A 19,915-nucleotide genomic window follows, 5' to 3' on the forward strand; every position below is an offset into this window, starting at 1 on the left:
GTGTACATGCTGGCTTGAGCTAGTAGTGGACGAAAATGTCAGTTTGTTAAAGCTCATGCGACGGCCATCCGGTCAAGCTTCGATCAGCCGATTGCGAATCGCGTAGCGAACCAGCGAGGCGGTCGACTTCGCATCGAGTTTGCGCATCGAGGCCGCCCTATGGCTTTCCACCGTCTTTTCACTGAGACCGAGGATGGCTGCCGTCTCCTTGTTGCTGTGCCCCTCGGCGATGAGCTTTACCACAGCGGTTTCGCGCGACGTCAGGATACTCGGTGAAGCGTCCGCCTTGGCCAGATAGGACGAGACCAGCATGTCGGAGACCGTTTTGGTGAAAAACGGCTGGCGATGTTCCAGGGCCTCGACGGCCTGTACGAGATAAAGCGTTGCATCCGATTTCAGAAGGTAGCCGCGAACGCCGGCCTCCAGGATGCTGCGCAGCAACGCTTCGTTGTCATGCTGGGTGAAGATGAGGACTTCGGTTTTGGGACTGTGCAGCCTGATCTGGCGCGCCGCTTCCACGCCGTTGATGAAAGGCAGGGCATAGTCGAGGATGGCGATGTCAGGCTCACTGAGGCGCGCCTGTTCCACGGCGTCGCGACCGTCGCCGGCTTCCGCCACGACCTCCCAGCGATCGCGCTTCGACAGGATCGCGCGGACGCCCTGTCTGACGATCTCATGGTCGTCCGCGATCAGAATTCGTGTCATGCCAATCCTCGTATTCATCTGCCACGATCATCTCGCCGGCACGGTTTACCCCTACACTGGAAACGACGATGCGGCAAAAATTAACTGTTACGTACTTCCGGTAACGGGCGCGATGTTGGCTAATGCGCGCAACGAAAACAGCGGGAGCGCTGCACATGAGTCAACGATCGTTCGGGAGCCATTTACAATCTGTGGATGAGCGTGGCTTGGGGAGACCGCCGATGCGAATGAGGATGGCACGGCTGGGACAGACCGCAGCGTTGACGTTGCTGCTGGCAATGGCGCAGTCCGGGCTGGCCGCGGCCGCTGATCTTGTAGTCGCCATGCCGAACTGGCCTTCGGGCCAGGTGACGGCCAACATCATAAAGAGCGCCCTGAAAAAGGAACTGAGCCTCGACGTCGAGGTTCGCGAGATGGGTACGATGATCGCCTTTGCCGGCCTTGCGTCGGGCGAGGTCGACGTGCATCCCGAAGTATGGCTGCCGAACCTCAATTCTCTCGTCACCAAATATGCCGACAAGGTTCAACTCGCCGATACCGGCGTCGATGCGTGGCAGGGCATCTGCACGACCAAGCAGACGGTCGAAAAGACCGGAATTCACTCGGTGACCGATCTCTTGGACGCCAAGAAGACCGCCGCGCTCGATACTGACGGCGATGGCAAGGGCGAGATGTGGGTCGGCGCCGAAACCTGGTCGTCGACGGCCATCGAGCAAATCCGCGCCAAAAGCTATGGTTACGACAAGGACCTGCAGCTTCTGCAAATGCCCGAGGACATGGGCATGGCGTCTGTGGATGCGGCCGAGGCTGCGGACAAGCCCGTGGTCTTCGCCTGCTACAGCCCGCACGTCGTCTTCAAGCTGCATGATATCGTCAAGCTCGACGAGCCGGCCTTCGACCCGGCCAAGTGGCACGTCGTCCTTCCCGCCGACGATCCCGACTGGCTCGCCAAATCGAACGCGCCCGTCGCATGGGACAAGGCGCATTTTCACATCGCTTATGCCAAGGCGTTGGCGACGCGCAAGCCCGAGGTGACCAAGTTCCTCGAAAGCATCGATTTCACGCCCGAGGAAATCACCGACATGAGCTATGCGGTGGAAGTCGACCGCCAGACACCGGAAGACTACGCCGAGGCCTGGGTGGAAAAGAACCCGGATCGTATCGCGAAGTGGGTAAAGGGGGGAGGGCAATGACCATGCACCTGCGTAATCCTTTGAGGGCGAAGCTCGTTGCCGGGGTGGCGGTGGCAAGCCTGGTTCTGGTCGCTCCGTTCGGACTTGGTTTCGCGCAAGTTCCGAAGACGCAGATTTACGATGTGAAGACGCGTACCTGGATACCCTACGACAGCCGCAAGGCGCGCAAATACTACGCCGCCAATGGCCAGGTGCCGGAAGCGTTCCGACGGCAGATGGTCACGTTCCGCACGGCCGAAAAGCCTGGAACGATCATCATCGATGGCAACCAGCATTTCCTTTATCTGGTCAAAGGCGGCGGTCAGGCTGTTCGCTACGGTATCGGTGTCGGCCGTGACGGGTTTGGTTGGGCGGGCATCGTCCGCGTCGGCCGCATTGCCGAGTGGCCGACCTGGACTCCGCCCGCAGAAATGGTGGCGCGCGATCCGAACGCCGTCAAGTTTGCCGGCGGCATGCCCGGCGGGCCCGACAATCCGCTCGGCGCAAGGGCGCTCTATCTCTATGATGGCGACCAGGACACCATCTACCGCATCCACGGCACGCCTGAACCCTGGTCGATCGGACTTAACGTCTCGTCGGGCTGCATCAGGATGAACAATGACGATATCGTCGATCTTGCCTCACAGATACAGGTCGGCGCCAAGGTGATCGTGCTCATGCAGGGCGCTTCACTTTACAAAGGTGTTTAAGCAACTGGAGCAGGGGGACACGATGCTTTGGAAGTCTGATCGGGAATACACGAAAACGCTTGTCTGGATGGCGCTTGCCGCTGGCGCCTTCTCGCTCGGGGGATGCGTATCGAATACGCCTGCGCCAGAAAACATGGCGAGAAATACACAGCAGACTGCTCCAGCCGACCTGCAGGTCGCCTGTGCCAACGCCGCGACGCAAAAGTTCGGCGCCGATCACGCTTCGGTGCTGCCGGTCAGTTCGAGCGCGCTCGACGGCGGGAAATACCAGATCATACTTGAGGCCAAGGGTCAGCGCTCAACCTGCCTGATCGACCAGACGGGGCAGGTGCTGTCGCTCGAAAAGATGTGAGTATTCTTACGTAACCATAAGCAAGCAATGAAATTGCCTGTCGCGAAAGCGAACCACCAAGGAGATGCCGGAATGCCATTGCACTACAAGACGATTGCCCTCATTTCATCAGTCGCATTCATTTTATTTTCCGGACCTGATTTAAATTATACCTTCGCCCAGACCGCCGCCGCACCTGCACCGGCAGCGGCGCCCGCCGCAACGCCTGCAACGCCCGCCGCCGAAGCTCCGGTACTGATGACGGCGGACGAACTGCAAATCCTCGTTGCGCGGATCGCGCTCTATCCAGACGATCTTGTCGCATTGGTATTGTCGGCCAGCCTCAACCCGCTGCAGATCGTGCAGGCCGAGCGGTTTATCGAACAGAACAAGCCGAACGCAAAGCCGGACACTGCATGGGATGGAAGCGTGGTATCGCTTCTCAACTATCCGACGGTCCTCAAGATGATGAGCGACGACCTTGATTGGACGCAGCAGCTCGAAACCGCCGTAGTCAATCAGCAGAAGGACGTGCTAGTCGCCATCCAGGATTTGCGTGACAAGGCGGTTGCAAATGGCACGATCAAGTCCAATGACAAGGTCGTGGTCGAAACCAAGAACGACAATGTGATCATCCGCCCGGCCAAGAAGGAAGTGACCTACGTTCCGACCTATGATCCCGTCATCCTGACGAGCCCTACCTATGTCGCGGCCGCGCCCATTGTCTACGGCGACCCCTATCCGTCCTATTATTATCCTTACGCGCCGTATTGGGCCGGCTTCGTGACCGGGGTCGCGTTCGGTGCGGCCGTCGATTGGGATAACTGGCATTCGTGGGGAGGCAATGACGTCAACATCAACGTCAACAACTTCAACCGCGACGATTTCCATTTCGACAGAAACAACATCAACAATCTCAATTTCGACAACAGCAAGTTCAATTTCGATCGCGATTCGATCACGAACAATCTGCGCGAAAACAATGCGAACCGTCTCGATCTCAAAAACGGCGGCTTGCAGAATCTTGGCGCTGGCGGCGGCCTTGCCGGCGTCGGATCGCGGCTGCAGAGTTCTGATGTGCGGCGCGACGTCCAGAATCAGCTGAAGCAGGGCGGCGGCAATCTCGCCGGCAAGCTGCAGGGGCAGGGCGGCAACCTTGCTGGCAAGCTCCAGGGGCAGGCCGGCGGCGGCAATCTTGCTGGAAAGCTCCAGAATCAGGCTGGAGGCGGTGATCTCGCAGGCAAGCTGCAAAATCAGGCCGGGAACAGGAATATTGGTCAGAACAAGGGCAATGTGCGTGCCAATGCGCAGAAGGCCGCGGGCCGCGTCGACAATCGCCCAAGGCAGCCGAGTGCCCTCGGCAATTACGGACCGGGTCGCGACGCGCGTTCTGCCTCGCAACGTGGCAATCTGAGCCTCGGCGGCGGTGGCGGCGGACAGCGCTTCCAGGGCGGCGGCGGTGGCTTCCAGGGCGGTGGTGGCCGCTTCCAAGGCGGTGGTGGCGGCGGTTTCCACGGTGGTGGCGGTGGTTTCCACGGCGGCGGTGGTGGTTTTCACGGCGGCGGTGGCCGTTTCCATCGCTAACCGCACTCAACACCAATTGCGCATTCCTTGAAGGGATTTCGATATGTACAGGACAACTTTCAAAATACTGCTTGCCTCCGCCTTCATTGCACTGGCGGCCCCCTCTGCGCCGTCATTTGCGGCGGAACCCTCCTTGCAGCGTTTCGTCGGCGCTGAGCCGCAAACGTTCAAGGAACCGGGCGAAGCGCTCGATGCCTTGAAGAAAGACCTCGATGCAAAGGACGTGGATGCCTTGGCAAAGGTTCTGGGCCTCAACGCAGCGGCTGCGAAGAAATCCGATGATTTTGACGATCGGCTGAGCGATCTCCAGAAGGCATCGAAGGAGCGTGCCGAACTCAAGGATCGCGAGGATGGCTCGAAGACCGTCATCCTTGGCAATCTCGACTGGCCCTTCCCATTTCCGCTGGTCAAGCACGATGCCGGTTGGCAGTTTGATACGCTTGCCGGCCTCGAAGAGGTCCTGGCGCGGAGAATCGGTGAAAACGAACTCGAAGCTATCAAGACCATGCGCAATTACGTCGCCGCGCAGGTGCTTTACGCCCAAAGCGATCACGATGGCGATGGCGTGCTTGAATTTGCCCAAAAGCTCATTAGCGACAAAGGCAAGCAGGATGGACTTTATTGGCCATCGGCAGGCGGCGAGGAGAGCCCTGCCGGCAATTTCGGCGAAGCAAGCAAGATCGAGGGCGCTCCTGCCTCGGATCATGGGTATTTCGGCTATCGCTACAGAATACTCAGGTCACAGGGCGATAACATCGCCGGCGGCAAGTATGATTTCGTTATCAATGGCAACATGATCGCAGGTTACGCGCTGATCGCCTGGCCGGCTGTCTATGACGAAACGGGCGTCAAGACATTTGTTGTGAGCCATCATGGCACCGTCTACGAAAAAGACCTTGGCCCGGCTACCGATAAGCGCGCAAAGGAGATAAGGTCATTCAATCCTGACAAGTCATGGGAACCGGTCGAGGATTGAGTGCTTTGCGCAGAACTCGGGGGAATGACATGAAAAATCCTATCGCACTTGTGTCCGTACTGGTTGCGGGTCTGCTCGCCGCCAGCCCGGTACGCGCCGCCGATATTTACTCCGCGATGGCGCCGGAAATGAACCAGGTCGAGAAGGACGGCTGGACCTTCGCGGTCAGCCCCTATTTCTGGGCGGCGGGAATGTCCGGCGATACGGGCGTCTTCGGCCTCCCGCCCGTACACACGGATATGAGTTTCAGCGATATCTGGGACGAGCTCGACTTTGCCGCGATGACAATCGGGGAAGCGCGCTACGACCGGTACAGCATTTTTGGCGACGTGATCTACAGCAAGATTTCAGACGCATCGGGGACGCCGCGAGGAATATTGGCGGATAGCGTCGGTGTGTCTTCCGAAACGTTCGCCGGCCTGCTCGGCGGCGGCTATTCGGTGCTGCAAAGCGACCGAGGCAATCTCGACCTCGTCGCAGCGGCCCGTCTCTGGTACGCCAAGACTGAGATTTCATTCAACGGCGGCATACTTGACGGCGTCGATCGAAGCGACAGTGCTACATGGGTTGATGCGCTTGCCGGCGTGCGCGGCAAATATTCGCTTACCAACAATATCTATTTAACAGGCTGGGGCCTGGTTGGTGGCGGCCAGGCAAACCTTGATTGGGACGTTGCAGGCGGCATCGGCTATTCGTTCAACGAGAAGGTGTCGGCCGTCGCCGGCTACCGTGCCCTCGGGGTCGATTACAGTGATGACGGTTTTGTTTTCGACGTCGTCCAGCAGGGCCCGATCCTCGGCGTCGTCTTGCATTTCTGATCAGGAAACGTCAAAGGGCTCGCGCGCATTATAGCGGCGAGCCCTTGTCCATTCACATGTCACATTTCTGGTAGGTGACATACATATTGTCGCCAAACGGATCGTAACGCTGGAATGTCTTTGCGTCGACGATCTTGAATGTGACCGTCATATCATTCTGCATCATCGAGTCGACGCAGCTGAGATTGGCCGAAACCCGGTCCTTCTGCTTGCGAACGCTCCTTGTTGTGCAGATCGCGTTGGGCCCTGCGACCTTGCTGCCCGTAACCAGCAACCCGGTGGACGTTGACGCCGTTCGATCCTTGAAGACCGTCGACTTGCCCTTCTTGGTGAAGGTATCCTCGCATTTGGTGCCGTCCATGGTCCAGGCCCCCTGCAGTTCCTTTATCGTCGCAGCCATCACGCCCGTTGCCATGCAAAGGCTGATCACACTGCTCAAGAGCGCGACCTTGCTCATTCTACCCGTCATCGAGTTCACTCCGATTTGTTTTAGTGGTGGCGCGATAGGGATCCGAGTTCTTGCCGGACTTGGCGCTGCCAGTCGATATACGGCTACGGAATGCCAACCATGTCAACGGCTTCCGGCTCATTTCCTGCAAGGAATGGTTGCATATACCGCGACGGAAAAATGCTGTCGGCGCACGTCGCGGGCGGCAAGTAACCGCCCGCGGCATTGGTTCACTTCGACGCAATGAAGTTGCGCAGATCATCCAGTTCTTCGCAACCAGCGGGACACAGCTTGGTCAGCGAGGCAAGCTGCTCCTGCGCCTTGTCCATCTTGCCGGTCTCGACATAGAGCTCGCCGAGATATTCGTGGGCGCCCTTATGATCCGGTTCAAGTTGCAATGCCTTGTCGTAATAGGTGAGGGCGGTGTCGAAGTCGCCGGTCTTGCGCAAGGTGAACCCGAGGAGGTTGTAGACATCAGCCTGCTGGTCGGTCTCGGCCAGGTCGCGAAGCTCGGCCAAAGCACCGGCATAGTCCTTTGCATCGATCTTCGCGCGAACCGAGGTAAGGTCAACCGTGGGGTCGGGCTCGATGTTGTCGACCGCGTAGGCTGGCGTTATTGAACCCAGCGGCGTGAAAGCCGTGGTGGCGGCGAATGTCAGCAGGCCGATAAGTACGTGCTTAATCATAATTTCATGCTCCTTTGTTTGGTCAGGCTTGAACGGTCGGGGTAAAGGCATAGGCGTTGCCGTCCTTTACGAATGTTCCCGATCCCGGAAACGGGAAGTGCGACCCGCAGATCTTGATGTTGTCAGCGATGACGCGGTCGATAAGCTTGTGCCGGGTAGCGATCGCCATGGGACCGTCCTGATCATAGCTCCCCTGCCACTCCGGATGCGCCGCCAGCAACGCGGGCACGTACATCGTGTCGGCCGACACCATCAGTTGCTCATTGCCCGAGGTGACGAGGAAGACCGAATGTCCGGGCGTGTGGCCGGGTGCGGCGATCATCTGGATGCCGGGGGCTACCTCGGCTCCATTCTCGACGCGGTTCCAATTCTTCCAGGTGGGGAACACCGAGGCGATGCGCCGTCCCGCTGCTTTGCGGCCCTCGGCCAGCTTGTCGACCCGGCCGGGGTCCGTCCACCACTGATACTCGGCGTCGTTGACGATGATTTCGGCGTTGGGGAAGATCGAGGCGTTGGTTTGCTTTTCCATGAGGCCCCAGACGTGGTCGGGATGGAAGTGCGAAATCATCAACGTATCGATCTTGGTATAGTCGATGCCCGCAGCTTTCATATTTGCCGGCAGATGCGTTGCGTTGGCCTGCCACTGGCCGACGCCCGAGCCTGCATCCATCATGATCAGGCGGTCACCCACCTTCAGGACGACGACGGTAAGCGGTATCGGCATGAAATCGGTGGTTAGCCCGGCCTTCGCCAGTGCTTGCTTCGTCTCGTCGACGGAAGCGTTCTTGATGAATGCCGGATCGTGCGGCTTGCGCCAGATGCCGTCATAGATGGCGGTCACTTCAATGGATCCGACCGTGTATTTGTAGAAGCCGGTTGCCGGCTCAACTTGCGCTTCGGCACGCGCGGGCAGGGTGACTTCCAATTTGCGCGCGAGGCCGAAGGCGGCGGCCGAGGCGGCCGCTCCAAGGACTGTACGGCGTGTAATATCAAACATGTGCTCGTCTCCTCGTAAAATGGTTCATTCCGGGCGGAGAACTTGTCCGATCGACTGTTCGATCCGCTGAACAAGGAGACTGAATGGAAGGCGATTTTATTCTCGCACCAAGCCGAAAAATCCAACAAGTCATTGAATTGAAATGAATATATTTGGTTTCCCGCAAGAGGACGGTCACGCTGGCATTTTCGGCCCGTCCCAAAAACGAGGGCGTCTCAAAAAAATCATCGATGTGGAGAATATTTCACGCGGCAGAACGATCTACCTGATGAATGCGGCTTTTGCCGCCCGATGTTCAGTAGGCAAAAATGACAATTGTACGAGGCATGCGCATGGCGCTTACATCGACTTTGCTGCCGCAAAATCCGGCCTTCACATGGCTGTCCCGGCTTTTCGATTTCAGGAATGCGGGCGACCGTGGTTTTAAGCCACGGGCGAATACCACGCTGCTTATGGTTTCGTCGGCAGCTGCAAGAACGCCTGTCGTGGACGAGGCCCGGTCGGCCCGCTTCAACCAACTCATGCTTCCGCAACTGGATGCGGCCTATAATTTCGCACGCTATCTCAGCCGCGATAGCGACGCCGCGCAGGATATCGTCCAGGACGCCTTTTTGCGGGCTTATCGTAATTTCGACGGCTATCTCGGCGGCGATGCACGCTCCTGGATATTTGCCATCGTCAGGAACTGCTACTTTGCGTGGCAGCAGGAGCGGGGTCGCAAGCGCCGGTTCGAGGCGCCTCTTGCCGAATCTGCGCACCCGGATGAAGCCGGAGCCGATGCGTCCGACATAGCGTCAGAGGACGATACGCCGGAAGACGTGCTTATCCGCGCGTCCGAATCGGAGCGGGTTCGCTCCATCATCAACGCGCTCGCCGACGACCTGCGGGAAATACTGGTATTGCGCGAACTCGAACAACTTTCTTACCGCCAGATCGCCGATATCATCGATGTGCCGATTGGAACCGTGATGTCGCGGCTCGCCCGGGCACGACGGGAGTTCGGCCGGTGCTGGCGCAACGAGAACGGCGACGAGGAGGCAGCAAAATGAGCAAGACCTCTCACGCCTGCCCGGACTGGTTTGTAATGATGCACGGTTATATCGATGACGAACTCGATGCGGTCCATGCGCTCGCATTCGAGGAGCATCTGCAGACCTGCGCGAACTGTGCAAGGGAACTCGACAACGTCCGATCGCTGAAGCACATGATGTCCCAGGACAATGTTCGGTGGACGATGCCGCCGCAGGTTCGCGAGACAATTCTCGCAGCGATTACGCAGGAGCAAAGCGGGGCGCGCGCACAAGACAACCACTGGGCTACGCGGCTGCTGCAATTCACCAAGCGCTGGAGCTATATTCCTTCCTTTGCCGCCCTGGCGGCGAGCCTCTTCTTGGTCTTCTCGCTGCCGCAGACGCAAACGTCGCTGCAGGATCAAATCCTCGCCAGTCATGTCCGCTCCCTGATGGTCAGCCATCTGACCGACGTGCTGACCTCAGACCAGCACACCGTGAAGCCGTGGTTCAACGGGAAGGTCGATTATTCGCCGCCGGTGGTCGATCTTTCGGGGCATGGCTTTCCCCTCGTCGGTGGCCGCATGGACTACATTGACGGCAAGGTCGTCGCAGCGCTCGTCTACCGACGCAACGCCCATGTTATCAACGTGTTCGTGTGGCCATCCGCACCAGCGGCAGGCAGCGAAAGCGTGCGGGAAGGGTATAATCTGATCAAATGGTATGAGGATGGCCTGACGTTTTGGGCGATTTCCGACGTCAATCCCTCCGACCTTCGAGCGTTTCGCGAGCTATTTGCCAATGCTGTCGCGAAATCGGGCTAGAACGTTCGCCCACTCTTTTTGATGCCCTCAACGGCGCGCACACGATTGTGACAGCCTTATTGCGGGCTGAGAGAATTTAGCGAAACTTTCGAGCGTTGCCGGGCATGTTAAGCTGGCTAAGTTCCTGTTGTCACGGAACTTGGCCGGCTTGTCGCCACCTGTCGCAATTTTATCCGGAGAAGCTGCTGGAATCATTGATCATATTCGATTGCGCCCATCTACACCCAATTCAGTAGACTCATAAGGTTTTGGTTTCAGTGTGATTTTCGATTCAGGTGGTTGATGCGAGCCGCCGCAACCCCTGCAACATAACTGTTACAATGCTGTCATATGACTGTAATAAAGCTTCTATAGACCGCAGCCGACGTTAGAGGCGTCACACGAATTAAACCAACAGGAGCTGCTCCTATGAACAAGCTAATTTCCACGGCCGCAGTGCTTGCAATTGCGGTGGCCGCATCGACGGTGGGTGCATCTGCCCGCGACCAGATTCAGGTTTCTGGCTCCTCGACCGTGCTGCCCTATGCCAAGATTGTTGCCGAAACGTTCGGTGAGACCTTCCCGAACTTCAAGACGCCGGTTGTTGAATCCGGTGGTTCTGGCGCAGGCATCAAGGAATTCTGCAAGGGCGTCGGCGAAGACACGATCGACATTGCCAACTCTTCGCGCCCGATCAAGGACACCGAGCTGAAGTCCTGCGTGGACGCTGGCGTCAAGGACGTTGAAGAAATCCGCATCGGCTATGACGGCATCGTTTTCGCCACCGACATCAAGGGTCCGGACTGGAAGATCGTCCCGAAGGACATCTACACCGCTCTCGCCGCTCAGATCGTTGTTGACGGCAAGCTCGTAGACAATCCGAACACCAAATGGAACCAGGTCAACCCGAACCTTCCGGATTGGGACATTGCAGCGTATATCCCCGGCGAAAAGCACGGCACCCGTGAAGTTTTCGAAGAGAAGCTGATGACGGGCGGCTGCAAGGCTTCCGGCGCTGCTGACGCAATCAAGAAGCTCGGCCTCGACGAAAAGGCTTCGGCTGCTGCCTGCGTCAAGATCCGCAAGGACGGCAAGGCCATCGATATCGACGGCGACTATCCTGAGACGCTTGCCCGCATCGACGCCAACAAGACCGGCGTTGGCGTATTCGGCCTCGCTTTTTATGAGAACAATGCCGACAAGCTGAAAGTCGCGACGGTTTCGGACGTTGTGCCGAGCACCGAGACGATAGCTTCGGGCAAGTATCCGGTTTCGCGTCCGCTGTTCTTCTACGTCAAGAAGGCGCATCTCGGCGTTATTCCGGGCCTGAAGGAATATGTCGACTTCTTCCTCAGCGATCAGATGATCGGCGAAGACAGCCCGCTTGCCGAATACGGTCTCGTACCGGCTCCGGAAGCAGAACGTAAGGCCCAGCGTGACGCGTTCGCCGCCGGAACCACGATGAAGAACTAAATTCCTGAGGTACAGGGGCGGCGCGAGCCGCCCCTGTCCCGTTTCGAATTCAAACTGAATTACAGGACAGATCGGGGAAAGCTTGATGTCCACGTCATTGGTGTTTGTCATTGTCCTTGCGATCGGCGTTATCGGATACTTCCTTGGGCGCCAGCGCGCTGTCAGCAAGAATGACGGAAGCGTAAAGCCGCACTCCCTGCCGCACTACCATGCATGGTGGGTATTCCTGGCTTCGGCGTTGCCAGCGATCCTGTTCCTGGTCGTCTGGGCCGGCGCGACCAATATCTACCTGGAGCGCTCCGCGATTGCTGAACTGCCAGTCCGTACGGCTGACACCGTTATCGCCAGCCAAAGCCTCGAACTCGGCATGGTCAGCGGCATTGCCCGCGGCCTCGGGAAGCTGACGACCGATGAGATGGCCAATCTTCCCCAGACCTTCGCCGAGTTGCGCCCGCTGCTTTCAGCCAAGGGTGTGGCGCTCGCGCCCGACGGTCAGGACTATATGATCCCGATCGCCGTTGAGTGGAACAAGAACACCCAGCGCGCGAATTATATCGGCGGCATCATGGCCCTCCTTCTGGCGGTCGGCGGCGCACTTTATGGCCTGTCCGGCGTTCATGTTCGGGCGAGGGCGCGCAACAATGTCGAGCGCGTCATCCTCGGTGCTCTGCTCGCTGCCTCCACCATCGCCATTCTGACAACCGTCGGCATTATCCTGTCGATGTTGTTTCAGACGCTCACCTTCTTCCAGTCGGTCTCGCCGGCAAGCTTCTTCTTCGGCACCGTATGGGATCCGCGCTTTGCCGCGGCCGGCTCAGGCGGATCGCAAGGCCAGTTCGGACTGATCCCGCTCCTTGCCGGCACGCTCTACATCGCCTTCGTCGCCATGCTTTTCGCTGTCCCGGTCGGCCTCTTCTCGGCCATCTACATGGCTGAATATGCGAGCCGCGGCGTGCGCTCGGTCGTCAAGCCGCTGCTCGAAGTGCTCGCCGGCATCCCGACCATCGTCTACGGCTTCTTCGCGCTCGTCACCGTCGGACCGTTCCTGCGCGACCTCAGCGCGGCGCTTTCCGGCGGCTATGCCTTCATCCAGGCGCAGAGCGTGCTCACCGCCGGCATCGTCATGGGCGTCATGCTGATCCCGTTCGTCTCGTCGCTTTCCGACGATATCATCACGGCCGTACCGCAGTCGCTGCGTGACGGATCGCTCGGGCTCGGCTCGACCCGTTCGGAAACGATCCGCCGCGTCGTACTGCCCGCCGCGCTGCCAGGCATTGTCGGCGCGCTGCTCCTGACGGCATCACGCGCCATCGGCGAAACGATGATCGTCGTGCTCGCAGCCGGCGTTGCCGCCAATCTCAACATCAATCCGTTCGAGGCGATGACGACAATCACTGTCAAGATCGTCAACCAGCTGACGGGAGACCTTGAGTTCAATTCGCCGCAAACCCTCGTCGCCTTTGCACTCGGTCTCACGCTCTTCTTCATCACGCTTGGCATGAACATTTTCGCGCTCTACATCGTCCGCAAGTATCGGGAGCAGTACGAATGACCGACATAGCCCTCAATCCCGCTGCTGCATCGGCACGTCCCGCCCGGCGAGACATTGGATTAAAGCGCCGCTACGCTGCCGAACGCAGGTTCAAGCTCTATGGCATCGCAGCGATAGCGATCGGCATCTTCTTTCTCATTGCGCTGCTGTTCTCCGTGTTCTCCAACGGCTACACCGCATTCTGGCAGACCGAGGTCAATCTTGCGATCAATCTCGATCCGAAGATCATCGATCCGGACAATAAGCGTGCCACCGATCCAAACGTGCTTCTGACCGCCAATTATCCGGTTCTCGCCCGCAATGCACTGGCGGAAAAGCTGGGGGTCGCCCAAACCGACAAGCCCGGCTTGCGCGAACTCGGCAAGCTTTTCTCCGATGGCGTGCGCGGCCAGTTGCGTGAGCTCGTCGTTGCAAATCCTAATCTCATCGGCACTACGCAGAATGTCTGGGTGCTTACGGGCGCCGACATCGACTCCGCGTTCAAGGGCCAGATCGATCTCAGCGTCGACCAGTCGCGCCGCAAGGTTTCGGACAAGCAGGTCGAATGGATGAACAAGCTGAAGGCTGACGGCGCCATGGCCCAGCGCTTCAACACCGGTCTCTTCACCTATGGCGCGTCCAGCCGCCCCGAAACTTCGGGTCTCAGCGTCGCCCTCATCGGTTCGCTCTACATGATGCTGATCGTGCTCGGCCTCTCGCTGCCCATCGGCGTTGCCGCCTCGATCTACCTTGAGGAATACGCCAAGAAGAACCGCCTGACCGATATTATCGAGGTCAACATCAATAATCTTGCGGCGGTCCCGTCGATTGTCTTCGGTCTGCTCGGCCTCGCAGTCTTCATCAACTTCCTGCATATGCCGCGCTCGGCATCGCTGGTCGGCGGTCTCGTGCTGACACTGATGACGCTGCCGACAATCATTATCGCGACGCGCGCCGCGCTGCGTGCCGTACCCCCGTCCATCCGCGCGGCGGCGCTTGGCATTGGCGCATCGAAGACGCAGATGGTTTTCCATCACGTCCTGCCGCTCGCCGCACCCGGCATTCTGACCGGTACCATCATCGGCCTGGCGCATGCCCTCGGCGAGACCGCGCCGCTGCTTTTGATCGGCATGGTGGCTTTCGTCGCCAACAATCCGGTAACGCCGCTCGATCCTTCGACGGCATTGCCCGTGCAAATCTACATGTGGGCCAACGAAGCGGAGCGCGCCTTCGTCGAGCGGACGTCCGGTGCTATCATCGTGCTGCTTCTCTTCCTCGCGGTCATGAACATCACGGCCATCCTTCTGCGTCGCCGCTTCGAGCGCCGCTGGTAACTGTTCGAGAGAGGACCTAGTTATGAACCTTATGACGGAACGAAATCTCGAAAAGGCGGTAAACGACAAGATGAGCGCCCAGCCCAACGCAATCAAAATGCAAGGCAAGGAAGTCACTGTTCACTACGGCGACAAGCAGGCCTTGTTCGGTGTCAGCCTCGACGTGCCGGAAAAGATGGTCACGGCGCTGATCGGCCCTTCGGGCTGCGGCAAGTCGACGTTCCTGCGCAGTCTCAACCGCATGAACGACACCATCGAAGGTTGTAAGATCGGCGGCAAGATCACGCTCGATGACGAGGATATCTACAATCCGAAGATCGACGTCGTCGAACTCCGTGCCCGGGTGGGCATGGTGTTCCAGAAGCCCAACCCTTTCCCGAAGTCCATCTTCGAGAACGTTGCCTATGGACCGCGCATTCACGGACTCGCGAAGGGTCGCCACGAACTTGATGAAATCGTTGAAAAAAGCCTGCGCCGCGCCAGCCTTTTCGACGAGGTGAAGGATCGCCTGCATGAGGCTGGCACCGGTCTGTCCGGCGGCCAGCAGCAGCGCTTGTGCATTGCCCGCGCCATCGCCGTCAGTCCGGAAGTGATCCTCATGGACGAGCCGTGCTCGGCGCTTGATCCCATCGCCACAGCAAAGGTGGAGGAACTGATCGATGAATTGCGCGAAAACTACACCATCGTCATCGTTACCCACTCGATGCAGCAGGCAGCGCGCGTTTCGCAGCGCACGGCCATGTTCCATCTCGGCAATCTTGTCGAGGTCGGCGATACGGAAATGATGTTCACAAGCCCCACCGAGAAGCGCACCCAGGACTATATCACCGGACGCTTCGGCTGACGCAGGAACGAGGACAAAGCACATGACCGAGTTGCAGCACACTGTGCGCTCTTACGATGACGAACTGAAGTTCCTGACGCACAAGATCGCCGAGATGGGTGGTCATGCCGAACGCATGGTCGAACAGGCGGTCGCCGCCATGGTCAATTCCGACAATGCGCTGGCGCAGCGCGTTATCTCGGACGATCTGATCCTCGACGCCGGTCAGCGCGAGATCGATGAAAAGGCCATCACCATCATCGGCAAGCGCCAGCCGATGGCGATCGACCTGCGTGAAGTCATCGGGACGATCCGCATTTCCTCCGATCTCGAGCGTATCGGCGATCTCGGCAAGAACATTGCCAAGCGCGTCGTTGCCGTGACCGATACCCGCCAGACGCTCTCGGTCTACCGCGGCTTGCAGACAATCGCCGAACTTGCCTTGACGCAGCTGAAGGACGTGCTCGACGCCTATGCGACGCGCTCGGTACAGCAGGTGAACATTGTGCGCGAACGCGACGACGAAATCGACGCGCTCTATACGTCGCTGTTCCGCGAATTGCTGACCTACATGATGGAAGATCCGCGCAACATTTCCGCCTGTACGCATCTTTTGTTCTGCGCCAAGAATATCGAGCGCATAGGCGACCACGCCACCAATATTGCCGAGACAGTCTATTACATTGTTACCGGTTCGCAACTGCCGGCGGAACGTCCCAAGGAAGACCAGACACATACTATTATTGTGGATGAAACGACCGAGTCCTAATTCAACTGAAGGCTTGATATGGCAATAGCTCCCAAAATCACCGTTGTGGAGGACGAGGAAGCCCTGAGCGTCCTCCTCCGGTACAATCTTGAAGCTGAAGGCTATGTTGTCGAGACGATCGCACGTGGCGACGAAGCGGAAATTGCGCTGCGCGAGAACGTTCCGGATCTTCTGATCCTCGACTGGATGCTGCCTGGCCTGTCGGGCATCGAACTCTGCCGCCGCCTGCGGGCGCGGCGCGAGACCGAAATCCTGCCAATCATCATGCTCACCGCCCGCGGCGAGGAAAGCGAACGCGTTCGCGGCCTTTCGACCGGTGCCGACGACTACATGGTCAAGCCGTTTTCGACGCCTGAACTCCTGGCGCGCATCAAATCCATGCTTCGCCGCGTCAATCCGAGCCTGCTTTCGCACGTGCTGAGCTTCGGCGATCTCAAGCTCGACCGCGAACAGCACCGCGTTTTCCGCAAGGAGCGCGAGCTAAAACTTGGCCCGACGGAGTTTCGGCTGCTCGAATTCCTCATGCAGTCACCCGGACGAGTCTTTTCGCGCGGCCAGTTGCTCGATAATGTCTGGGGTGCGGACATCTATGTCGATGATCGCACAGTTGACGTCCACGTTGGTCGCCTGCGCAAGGCGATCAATATCGGACGTTCGATAGATCCGATCCGCACCGTACGTGGCGCCGGCTATTCGTTCGGCTGATTCTCAATTATTGTGGTTCTAACAAGGGCGTCGCATCAGCGCTAGATGGCTGATGCGACGCCTTTTGGTATTTTGTAGTCCGCCGACAACGCCTTGCTCAAAGTCTCCACAGCCTGGACTTGAAATTCACGCAAATATAGGGTAGGGGGCTATATTATGTCTCATACCACCAAGGAAAAACCAAAACTCCTCGCAAGGATCCGTCGTCTCAAGGGGCAGATGGAGGCCGTCGAGCGTGCGCTCGAAGCGGAAATGTCGTGCGGTGACATTTTGAACCTGGTGGCGTCGGTGCGCGGCGCGGTAAACGGCCTGATGGGTGAACTCATCGAGGACCATATCCGCATGCATGTCGTCGATCCCGGAACCGAGACGGACAGCGAACGCGCCAAGGGCGCAGCGGATCTCATCGACGTTGTAAGGATGTATCTGAAATGAGCCACGATCACGCGATCCATTTGCCTCAAGGCACGCATGCCCATGTGTTTCTGGGCGACGATCACGAGCGCAACGAACGACGCACCTGGTTTGTGATCGCGCTGACCGCGACGATGATGGTTGCGGAGATCGTGGCGGGAACGGTTTTCGGCTCGATGGCGCTTGTCGCCGATGGCTGGCATATGTCGACACATGCTGCCGCGATTTTGATCGCGGCGTTGGCCTATCTCTATGCAAGGAAGAATGCCAGCAATCCGCGTTTCACCTTCGGCACGGGAAAATTCGGCGATCTCGCAGGTTTTGCCAGCGCTGTGATCCTCGCGCTTATTGCACTGCTGATCGGCTGGGAGAGTTTCCTACGCCTTGCCAACCCGATCTCGATCAGTTTTCCGCAGGCGATCTCCGTTGCCGTGCTTGGCCTTGCCGTCAACCTTGTTTGTGCCTGGCTCTTGCGCGACGACCATAGCCATCATCACCACGGTCACCATGGCGATAACCATCATCACCACGGTCACGATCATAATTTGCGTGCCGCCTATCTGCACGTTCTTGCCGATGCGCTGACGTCCGTCCTCGCCATCATCGCCCTTCTCGCGGGCAGCATTTACGGCTGGCTTTGGCTCGATCCGGCCATGGGAATAGTCGGTGCTCTTGTTATCGCCAGATGGTCATGGAGTCTCATCCGCGATGCGGGCGGCGTGTTGCTCGACTATGTCCCTCAGGGTGAAGACCTGCCTGATGAAATACGTGGCGCCATCGAAAAGGAGGGCGACGTGATTACCGACCTGCACGTCTGGCAGCTTGGCCCGGGGCATCACGGTGCCATTGTTTCGCTTTTGAGCGACGATCCGAAAGCGCCGTCGTCCTATCGTGCCAAACTCGCACATATCCATGAGTTGTCGCATGTGACCGTTGAGGTAGAGCCGAAGGCCGCGTAAATATCGATTCTGGTGGGTCACACGCTGAGCTTTGAAGACCCCACGTGCGACGAACGTTCGAATAGCCGGGAGCCCATGTGATGACCGTCACGATTTACCACAACCCGAAATGCGGTACCTCGCGTAATACCCTCGCCATGATCCGCAATGCAGGGATCGAGCCGGTGATCGTGGAATATCTCAAGACGCCGCCGAGCCGGGAAACCCTGAAGGAAATGATCAGCCGGGCTGGTCTTAGCGTGCGCCAGGCCTTGCGCCAAAAAGGTACGCCCTATGCCGAGTTTGGCCTCGACAATGCTTCGTTGGACGACGATGCGCTTCTCGACGCGATGATGGCCAATCCAATCCTCATCGAACGTCCTTTCGTCGTGACCGAAAGAGGCGTGCGGCTCAGCCGCCCTTCAGAAATTGTGCTTGAGATCCTGCCAGATGCGCAGAAGGGCCCGTTTTCCAAGGAGGATGGTGAGGTCGTTATCGACAGCTCGGGCAATCGCGTCCGCTGAGCCTCGATGTTATGGACGAGCAACGCCATCGGCCTGCGAAATTTCGGCGCAGTGGTCGACGCGGCTGGCGCCGCAGGGCTTGGTCGTGGAATCTTGCGGCTCGCCGATCTTGGCCCGCGTGAACTCAGTATCCATCAGGGATTTATCGGCGGCTATCGAGCGGAAAAGCCGCTTTGCAGGCTTTTCGACCCATTCGACCCGTCCGGGGGATGCCGTCGAATAGTGCCATGGCATGGTGATGAAGTGAATATTTTCGGACGAAAGATGCTGGACGGCGAAGGCGAGTTCCCGCATCACGCCCGGACTGAAACCCGGGTCGGTGATGACGGATTTCGTCGCGGCATCCATGAAGCTGAAGAGCCGCACAGGGTTCGCCAGTTGCGCTCCGAGCAATTTTTGAGCCATGGCACCAAAGAATTCATGCTGACGATGAATGCGTCCGATATCGGTGCCGTCGCCTATGCTGTAACGGGCGCGCACGTAGCCTAGCGCTTCTTCGCCATTGAGCGTCTGGCATCCCGCAGGGAGGTCCAGCCCGGCAAGCTTGTCGTGGATTGGTTCGGATATGCAGTATTCGACGCCGCCAATGGCCTCAACAATCCGCCTGAAGCCGCTAAAATCAACCTTGATCACGTGATCGATCTTTATGGCCGTTAGGGTTTCGACGGTCTTCCAGGTACAACCGATGCCGCCGAACATGAAGGATGAGTTGATCATGCCGAGGTGCGCCCGCTGGCCGGGCAGGCCCTCGCGGCCGGAACAGGCGGGAAGGGGAACGAGCAGGTCGCGCGGGAAGCTCACGACATTCAACTCGCTGCGATCGGCCGAAAGATGCGCAAGCATGAGGATGTCGCTGCGCTCGCCGGGGTTGGCGACGGAAACGGTTTGCTGGTCTGAACCCACGATCAGGATGTTGAGTGCATCAGGCGATGCCTTGGCCGGGCGGCGATTGCCGAGGTCGGCTTCAGCAACCTCGAAGTGCCGCAGATTGCTCGTGAACTTCCAATACATGCCGCAAATGGCAAGCAGGATTACAAGCATCAGGCAAGTGACGGAAGCGAGCAGCAAATGCAGCCGCCGGCGTCGTTGAGGATCGCCCTCAGGCTTCGGCGCGCTGTTGATCAATCCGTCACTCACAAAATTCTCCAGTAGAACAAGCCAAGG

The 19,915-nt window shown here is 58.5% G+C and carries 22 protein-coding genes; 17 read left to right on the top strand and 5 right to left on the bottom strand.

Translation table 11 applies throughout. The annotated features are described in order from the left end of the window. Window positions 1–72: 72 nt before the first annotated feature. The gene (locus tag BLR72_RS04975; RefSeq protein WP_091946610.1) at window positions 73–705 is read right to left on the bottom strand and encodes a response regulator; all 633 of its coding nucleotides are present in this window, start codon (window positions 703–705) and stop codon (window positions 73–75) included. A 221-nt stretch (window positions 706–926) separates the two neighbouring features. Between BLR72_RS04975 and BLR72_RS04980 the strand changes: the two genes are divergently transcribed. The 6 genes from BLR72_RS04980 (at window position 927) to BLR72_RS05005 (ending at window position 6,296) form a co-directional block, all read left to right on the top strand. Beyond that, window positions 927–1,898: an ABC transporter substrate-binding protein gene (locus BLR72_RS04980; RefSeq protein ID WP_244506619.1), complete on the top strand. Its 972-nt coding sequence runs from the start codon at window positions 927–929 to the stop codon at window positions 1,896–1,898. Continuing rightward, window positions 1,895–2,587, top strand: a complete 693-nt coding sequence (locus BLR72_RS04985) for a L,D-transpeptidase (protein ID WP_027231578.1) — start codon at window positions 1,895–1,897, stop codon at window positions 2,585–2,587. The genes BLR72_RS04980 and BLR72_RS04985 overlap by 4 nt, the downstream gene beginning before the upstream one ends. 22 nt (window positions 2,588–2,609) lie before the next feature. Then, the gene (locus BLR72_RS04990; RefSeq protein ID WP_027231577.1) at window positions 2,610–2,939 is read left to right on the top strand and encodes a hypothetical protein; all 330 of its coding nucleotides are present in this window, start codon (window positions 2,610–2,612) and stop codon (window positions 2,937–2,939) included. Window positions 2,940–3,011: 72 nt separating this feature from the next. Beyond that, window positions 3,012–4,502, top strand: a complete 1,491-nt coding sequence (locus BLR72_RS22385; RefSeq protein ID WP_175492271.1) for a DUF3300 domain-containing protein — start codon at window positions 3,012–3,014, stop codon at window positions 4,500–4,502. Between the two features lie 43 nt (window positions 4,503–4,545). Further along, window positions 4,546–5,478 carry a DUF2950 domain-containing protein gene (locus BLR72_RS05000; protein WP_091945702.1) on the top strand — a complete coding sequence of 311 codons (933 nt, stop codon included), beginning with the start codon at window positions 4,546–4,548 and terminating at the stop codon, window positions 5,476–5,478. Window positions 5,479–5,507: 29 nt separating this feature from the next. Continuing rightward, entirely contained in the window at window positions 5,508–6,296 is a 789-nt protein-coding gene (locus BLR72_RS05005; protein WP_091945705.1) for a hypothetical protein, read from the top strand. Window positions 6,297–6,348: 52 nt separating this feature from the next. On the opposite strand, the gene BLR72_RS05010 is transcribed toward BLR72_RS05005, so the two are convergent. From BLR72_RS05010 to BLR72_RS05020, 3 genes are all read right to left on the bottom strand, one after another. Continuing rightward, complete coding sequence (locus BLR72_RS05010) at window positions 6,349–6,765, bottom strand: hypothetical protein (RefSeq protein WP_139202497.1); 417 nt, start codon at window positions 6,763–6,765, stop codon at window positions 6,349–6,351. A 209-nt stretch (window positions 6,766–6,974) separates the two neighbouring features. Continuing rightward, on the bottom strand, window positions 6,975–7,430 hold the full coding sequence (locus BLR72_RS05015; protein WP_091945711.1) for a tetratricopeptide repeat protein: 456 nt from the start codon (window positions 7,428–7,430) through the stop codon (window positions 6,975–6,977). A 22-nt stretch (window positions 7,431–7,452) separates the two neighbouring features. Next, window positions 7,453–8,427 carry an MBL fold metallo-hydrolase gene (locus tag BLR72_RS05020; protein WP_091945714.1) on the bottom strand — a complete coding sequence of 325 codons (975 nt, stop codon included), beginning with the start codon at window positions 8,425–8,427 and terminating at the stop codon, window positions 7,453–7,455. Window positions 8,428–8,735: 308 nt separating this feature from the next. Between BLR72_RS05020 and BLR72_RS05025 the strand changes: the two genes are divergently transcribed. From BLR72_RS05025 to arsC, 11 genes are all read left to right on the top strand, one after another. Further along, on the top strand, window positions 8,736–9,476 hold the full coding sequence (locus tag BLR72_RS05025) for a sigma-70 family RNA polymerase sigma factor (RefSeq protein WP_091945717.1): 741 nt from the start codon (window positions 8,736–8,738) through the stop codon (window positions 9,474–9,476). Next, window positions 9,473–10,261: an anti-sigma factor family protein gene (locus BLR72_RS05030; RefSeq protein WP_091945719.1), complete on the top strand. Its 789-nt coding sequence runs from the start codon at window positions 9,473–9,475 to the stop codon at window positions 10,259–10,261. Before BLR72_RS05025 ends, BLR72_RS05030 begins: the two co-directional genes overlap by 4 nt. A gap of 408 nt (window positions 10,262–10,669) precedes the next feature. After that, window positions 10,670–11,713 (top strand): PstS family phosphate ABC transporter substrate-binding protein, encoded by a 1,044-nt coding sequence (locus tag BLR72_RS05035; RefSeq protein WP_027231569.1) that lies wholly within the window; start codon window positions 10,670–10,672, stop codon window positions 11,711–11,713. 85 nt (window positions 11,714–11,798) lie between these two features. Continuing rightward, on the top strand, window positions 11,799–13,265 hold the full coding sequence (pstC, locus tag BLR72_RS05040; RefSeq protein ID WP_091945722.1) for a phosphate ABC transporter permease subunit PstC: 1,467 nt from the start codon (window positions 11,799–11,801) through the stop codon (window positions 13,263–13,265). After that, complete coding sequence (gene pstA / locus BLR72_RS05045) at window positions 13,262–14,578, top strand: phosphate ABC transporter permease PstA (protein WP_091945724.1); 1,317 nt, start codon at window positions 13,262–13,264, stop codon at window positions 14,576–14,578. The genes pstC and pstA overlap by 4 nt, the downstream gene beginning before the upstream one ends. 70 nt (window positions 14,579–14,648) lie before the next feature. Then, the gene (gene pstB / locus BLR72_RS05050; RefSeq protein ID WP_244506641.1) at window positions 14,649–15,422 is read left to right on the top strand and encodes a phosphate ABC transporter ATP-binding protein PstB; all 774 of its coding nucleotides are present in this window, start codon (window positions 14,649–14,651) and stop codon (window positions 15,420–15,422) included. A gap of 22 nt (window positions 15,423–15,444) precedes the next feature. Beyond that, window positions 15,445–16,170 (top strand): phosphate signaling complex protein PhoU, encoded by a 726-nt coding sequence (phoU, locus tag BLR72_RS05055; RefSeq protein ID WP_027231565.1) that lies wholly within the window; start codon window positions 15,445–15,447, stop codon window positions 16,168–16,170. Between the two features lie 18 nt (window positions 16,171–16,188). Continuing rightward, the gene (gene phoB, locus BLR72_RS05060) at window positions 16,189–16,875 is read left to right on the top strand and encodes a phosphate regulon transcriptional regulator PhoB (RefSeq protein WP_027231564.1); all 687 of its coding nucleotides are present in this window, start codon (window positions 16,189–16,191) and stop codon (window positions 16,873–16,875) included. Window positions 16,876–17,031: 156 nt separating this feature from the next. After that, window positions 17,032–17,310, top strand: coding sequence for a metal/formaldehyde-sensitive transcriptional repressor (locus BLR72_RS05065; protein ID WP_091945727.1), 279 nt, complete (start codon window positions 17,032–17,034; stop codon window positions 17,308–17,310). Continuing rightward, on the top strand, window positions 17,307–18,248 hold the full coding sequence (gene dmeF, locus BLR72_RS05070) for a CDF family Co(II)/Ni(II) efflux transporter DmeF (protein ID WP_091945730.1): 942 nt from the start codon (window positions 17,307–17,309) through the stop codon (window positions 18,246–18,248). The genes BLR72_RS05065 and dmeF overlap by 4 nt, the downstream gene beginning before the upstream one ends. Window positions 18,249–18,328: 80 nt before the next feature. Beyond that, a complete protein-coding gene (arsC, locus tag BLR72_RS05075; RefSeq protein ID WP_027231561.1) occupies window positions 18,329–18,751 on the top strand; it encodes an arsenate reductase (glutaredoxin) in 423 nt (140 codons plus the stop codon). Between the two features lie 9 nt (window positions 18,752–18,760). On the opposite strand, the gene BLR72_RS05080 is transcribed toward arsC, so the two are convergent. Continuing rightward, a complete protein-coding gene (locus BLR72_RS05080; protein WP_139202498.1) occupies window positions 18,761–19,888 on the bottom strand; it encodes an LCP family protein in 1,128 nt (375 codons plus the stop codon). Window positions 19,889–19,915 lie beyond the last annotated feature (27 nt).

Source organism: Phyllobacterium sp. YR620, from assembly GCF_900104165.1.
Taxonomy (GTDB): domain Bacteria; phylum Pseudomonadota; class Alphaproteobacteria; order Rhizobiales; family Rhizobiaceae; genus Phyllobacterium; species Phyllobacterium pellucidum.

What these genes read in the sequence shown, in the direction of transcription:
- BLR72_RS05035 (WP_027231569.1), top strand. Translation starts at nt 10,670, where the DNA reads ATGAACAAGCTAATTTCCACGGCCGCAGTGCTTGCAATTGCGGTGGCC.
- phoB (WP_027231564.1), top strand. Translation starts at nt 16,189, where the DNA reads ATGGCAATAGCTCCCAAAATCACCGTTGTGGAGGACGAGGAAGCCCTG.
- BLR72_RS05065 (WP_091945727.1), top strand. Translation starts at nt 17,032, where the DNA reads ATGTCTCATACCACCAAGGAAAAACCAAAACTCCTCGCAAGGATCCGT.
- BLR72_RS04980 (WP_244506619.1), top strand. Translation starts at nt 927, where the DNA reads ATGCGAATGAGGATGGCACGGCTGGGACAGACCGCAGCGTTGACGTTG.
- phoU (WP_027231565.1), top strand. Translation starts at nt 15,445, where the DNA reads ATGACCGAGTTGCAGCACACTGTGCGCTCTTACGATGACGAACTGAAG.
- BLR72_RS22385 (WP_175492271.1), top strand. Translation starts at nt 3,012, where the DNA reads ATGCCATTGCACTACAAGACGATTGCCCTCATTTCATCAGTCGCATTC.
- BLR72_RS05020 (WP_091945714.1), bottom strand. Translation starts at nt 8,427, where the DNA reads ATGTTTGATATTACACGCCGTACAGTCCTTGGAGCGGCCGCCTCGGCC.
- pstA (WP_091945724.1), top strand. Translation starts at nt 13,262, where the DNA reads ATGACCGACATAGCCCTCAATCCCGCTGCTGCATCGGCACGTCCCGCC.
- pstB (WP_244506641.1), top strand. Translation starts at nt 14,649, where the DNA reads ATGAGCGCCCAGCCCAACGCAATCAAAATGCAAGGCAAGGAAGTCACT.
- BLR72_RS05015 (WP_091945711.1), bottom strand. Translation starts at nt 7,430, where the DNA reads ATGATTAAGCACGTACTTATCGGCCTGCTGACATTCGCCGCCACCACG.
- BLR72_RS04985 (WP_027231578.1), top strand. Translation starts at nt 1,895, where the DNA reads ATGACCATGCACCTGCGTAATCCTTTGAGGGCGAAGCTCGTTGCCGGG.
- arsC (WP_027231561.1), top strand. Translation starts at nt 18,329, where the DNA reads ATGACCGTCACGATTTACCACAACCCGAAATGCGGTACCTCGCGTAAT.
- pstC (WP_091945722.1), top strand. Translation starts at nt 11,799, where the DNA reads ATGTCCACGTCATTGGTGTTTGTCATTGTCCTTGCGATCGGCGTTATC.
- dmeF (WP_091945730.1), top strand. Translation starts at nt 17,307, where the DNA reads ATGAGCCACGATCACGCGATCCATTTGCCTCAAGGCACGCATGCCCAT.
- BLR72_RS05010 (WP_139202497.1), bottom strand. Translation starts at nt 6,765, where the DNA reads ATGACGGGTAGAATGAGCAAGGTCGCGCTCTTGAGCAGTGTGATCAGC.
- BLR72_RS04990 (WP_027231577.1), top strand. Translation starts at nt 2,610, where the DNA reads ATGCTTTGGAAGTCTGATCGGGAATACACGAAAACGCTTGTCTGGATG.
- BLR72_RS05000 (WP_091945702.1), top strand. Translation starts at nt 4,546, where the DNA reads ATGTACAGGACAACTTTCAAAATACTGCTTGCCTCCGCCTTCATTGCA.
- BLR72_RS04975 (WP_091946610.1), bottom strand. Translation starts at nt 705, where the DNA reads ATGACACGAATTCTGATCGCGGACGACCATGAGATCGTCAGACAGGGC.
- BLR72_RS05025 (WP_091945717.1), top strand. Translation starts at nt 8,736, where the DNA reads ATGACAATTGTACGAGGCATGCGCATGGCGCTTACATCGACTTTGCTG.
- BLR72_RS05030 (WP_091945719.1), top strand. Translation starts at nt 9,473, where the DNA reads ATGAGCAAGACCTCTCACGCCTGCCCGGACTGGTTTGTAATGATGCAC.
- BLR72_RS05005 (WP_091945705.1), top strand. Translation starts at nt 5,508, where the DNA reads ATGAAAAATCCTATCGCACTTGTGTCCGTACTGGTTGCGGGTCTGCTC.